This is a genomic window from Mesorhizobium sp. M7A.F.Ca.CA.002.05.1.1 (assembly GCF_003998335.1).
Lineage (GTDB): Bacteria > Pseudomonadota > Alphaproteobacteria > Rhizobiales > Rhizobiaceae > Mesorhizobium.
The window spans coordinates 1-2,924 of the sequence record NZ_RZQI01000763.1; the positions used below are offsets into that span (position 1 = coordinate 1).

Genomic DNA, 2,924 nt, shown 5'->3' on the forward strand with positions numbered 1-2,924 from the left:
GTCATGCATCACCACGGTGAAGGCCGAGCCTTCTGAAACAACGTGATTGTTGGTGACGAGATAGCCGTCATCCGAGATGAAGAAGCCCGAGCCCTGGGCAACCGGCCGCGGCTGATCGTTGTTGCGGTCGCGGTGGCTGAAGCGCCTGTTGCCGCCACCCTGGCCGTCCTGGTCACCAAAGCCACGGAATTCCTTGAAGAAGCGGCGTAGCTGTGGATTGTTGGGCAGGTTGTTCATGCCATCCTGGTCGTCGGACGGGTCGGAGCCATCATCGGCGGCCGGGCTGATCTTGGCCTTGACCTTGACACTGACAACGGCGGGAGAAACGCGCTCCACGACATCGGCGAAGCCCGGCACCTGCGGCGCCTCGACGCGTACGGCATCGGCCAGAACAGGGCTGGTTCCGCTGGTCAGCGCGCCAACCCCGATCGCACCGGCCACGGCGACAGATGCGACGGCAGCCATGAGACGCTTGCGGGTGACGGAATATGAATTGGGGGCAATATTCATGGATCTCTTATCCTCTTTCAACGGACGCTGCTTGGTCGGCATCCTCGGAAAGGAGAATTAGAGCGGCACACATTACAGCGCCATTTCCGACACATGAAACTTTGGTAATGTTTGGGAGTGACGGCGGACATCAGTCGCGGCGCAATATGGCGTCCAACGATGCCTGTTCTTCGGAGGACAGTGATTTTGTTGCCAGCACGCGGCGCGACCGCGCGGTCAGCACGATGAAAACGCCTCCCACCAGCAACAGCAGGACGGGCGTGCCCCACAGCAACGCATTGCGCAGGTCGAATCGCGGCTTCAGCAGCACGAACTCGCCATATCGCGAAACCACGTAGTCCATGACCTGCTGGTCGGTGTCGCCGGCGACGAGGCGCTGACGCACAAGGACGCGCAGGTCGCGGGCAAGGTCGGCATCGGATTCGTCGATCGACTGGTTCTGGCAGACCATGCAGCGCAAGCCTTCCGACAGCGCCCGCGCCCGCGCCTCCAGCGTCGGATCAGGCAGCACCTCGTCAGGCTTCACCGCCGAGGCCGTGCCGGCAAAGAACAGCGCCAGCAGCAGGACAATGGAGGTCAGAGAAAACCGCGCGTTCATGGCAGGGTCGCGGATGGCACCGCGCTCGCCTGCTTGCGCCGCCGCGACGGCGCGCCGACGCGCAGGCGCCGGTCCATCAGTGACATCGCCGCGCCCGCCATCATCATCAGGCCGCCGCCCCAGATCAACGTCACCAGCGGCTTCCACCACAAACGCACGACGACGGAACCGTCATTGCCCTCGTCGCCGAGCGAGATGTAGAGCTGCGAGAAACCAATCGTCCTGATGCCCGATTCCGTCGTCGTCATCTGCCGCACCGGATAAAACCGTTTGGCGGAGCTGATTTCGCCAACAGGGCTGCCGCTGACGCCGATCAGTTCGAAGCGGCCGAGATCCTCGCTGTAATTCGGTCCCTGGGCCGGATAAAGCCCGACGAAACGCAGCGTATGGCCGGACAGTTCGACGGTCTCACCGGCATGCATCGACAGGATCTTCTCGGTGCCGAAGCAAAGTGTGCCGACGATGCCGAGCGTGGTCAGGCCGAGGCCAAGGTGAGCGAAGGCGGTGCCGAAGACCGAGCGCGGCAGGCCGAGCAAGCGCCTGACCATGATCCCCGCTGCGACATTGCCGACCCCCGATTTGACGGCGAGATCGGTGAGCGCGCCAAGGATCAGCCAGACGGCAAGGCCAACGCCCAGAGCTGCGAACACCGAGGCGCCGTCGATGAACAAAGCGGTGACCAACGTCGCCAGCAGCGCCGCTGCAAATGCCACCATCAGGCGCTGCGCGACGGCGAAGACATCGCCGCGCTTCCAGGCCAGCAACGGCCCGAACGGAACCACGAGCAGCAACGGTACCATCAGCGGTCCGAAGGTGAGATTGAAGAACGGCGCGCCGACCGAGATCTTGTCGGCTGAAAAGGCTTCGACGGCGAGCGGATAGAGTGTGCCGACGAGGACGGTCGCCGTCGCCGTCGTCAGGAACAGATTGTTGAGGACCAGCGCCCCTTCTCGGGAAATCGGCTGGAACAGGCCGCCGGTCGTCAGCCGGGAAGCGCGCAGCGCAAACAGCGCCAGCGAGCCGCCGATAAACAGCGTCAGTATGCACAGGATAAACACGCCGCGCGTCGGATCGGTGGCAAAGGCGTGCACCGAGGTCAGCACGCCTGAACGCACGAGGAAGGTGCCGAGCAGCGACAGCGAAAAGGTCAGGATGGCGAGCAGCAGCGTCCAGATCTTCAGCGCCGAGCGCTTCTCCATGACGATGGCCGAATGCAGCAGCGCTGTGCCCGCCAGCCACGGCATGAAGGAGGCGTTCTCGACCGGATCCCAGAACCAGAAACCGCCCCAGCCAAGTTCATAGTAGGCCCAGTACGATCCCATGGCGATGCCGCCGGTCAGGAACATCCAGGCGACCAGCGTCCACGGCCGCACCCAGCGCGCCCAGGACGCGTCGATGCGGCCTTCGATGAGGGCGGCGACCGAGAAGGAAAAACAGATCGAGAAGCCGACATAGCCGAGATAGAGGAACGGTGGGTGGATGGCGAGGCCGAGATCCTGCAGGATCGGGTTGAGATCGCGGCCTTCGATCGGCGCCGGATTGAGCCGGATGAACGGATTGGACGTCGCCAGGATGAAGAGGAAGAAGGCGGCGCCGATGGCGCCTTGCACCGCAAGCACATTGGCGCGCAGCGTCGCCGGCAGGTTGGAGCCGAAAGCGGCGACGAGCGCGCCGAAGAAGGTCAGGATCAACACCCAAAGCAGCATCGAGCCTTCATGATTGCCCCAGGTTCCGGTGATCTTGTAGATCAACGGCTGCAAGGAATGCGAGTTTTCCCACACGCTTGCCACCGAGAAATCGGAGCTTGCATAGGCAC

Annotated in this window: 2 protein-coding genes and 1 pseudogene; all 3 read right to left on the reverse strand. The window is 63.3% G+C overall.

Annotated elements, in window-relative coordinates:
* Window positions 1–510: pseudogene (locus EN939_RS28030) on the reverse strand (S1C family serine protease); the annotation flags it as partial.
* 130 nt (window positions 511–640) lie between these two features.
* Entirely contained in the window at window positions 641–1,108 is a 468-nt protein-coding gene (locus EN939_RS28035; RefSeq protein ID WP_127270956.1) for a cytochrome c-type biogenesis protein, read from the reverse strand.
* Window positions 1,105–2,924, reverse strand: a 1,820-nt coding sequence (locus tag EN939_RS28040) for a heme lyase CcmF/NrfE family subunit (protein WP_164751283.1), incomplete at its 5' end; no start/stop codon positions are given. The genes EN939_RS28035 and EN939_RS28040, both read right to left, overlap by 4 nt.